Origin of the sequence: Streptomyces achromogenes subsp. achromogenes, from assembly GCF_000720835.1 — a bacterium.
GTDB lineage: Bacteria > Actinomycetota > Actinomycetes > Streptomycetales > Streptomycetaceae > Streptomyces > Streptomyces achromogenes.
This window is the reverse complement of sequence record NZ_JODT01000147.1, coordinates 1-231: the sequence shown is the minus strand read 5'-3', so window position 1 is coordinate 231 and position 231 is coordinate 1. Positions and strand designations below refer to the sequence as shown.

At 72.7% G+C, this 231-nt stretch carries 1 protein-coding gene; it reads right to left on the bottom strand.

All coding sequences use genetic code 11. The features are described from left to right. The coding region (locus IH25_RS38330; RefSeq protein WP_280842557.1) for a biotin carboxylase N-terminal domain-containing protein at positions 1-230 on the bottom strand (230 nt) is incomplete at its 3' end. Between the last annotated feature and the right edge of the window lies 1 nt (position 231).

Here is a 231-nt window from a genome sequence, read left to right as displayed (position 1 = left end):
CCGGGGTGGATCGCGTCCGCGCCGGACTCGCGGGCGGCGTTCAGGATCTTGTCGATGACGAGATAGCTGGTGGCCGGGGTGTCACCGCCCAGGGCGAACGCCTCATCCGCGGCGCGGACATGCAGAGCGTCCCGGTCCGGGTCGGCGTAGACGGCCACGCTCGCGATCCCGGCGTCCCGGCAGGCCCGGGCCACGCGGACAGCGATTTCGCCACGGTTGGCGATGAGCACC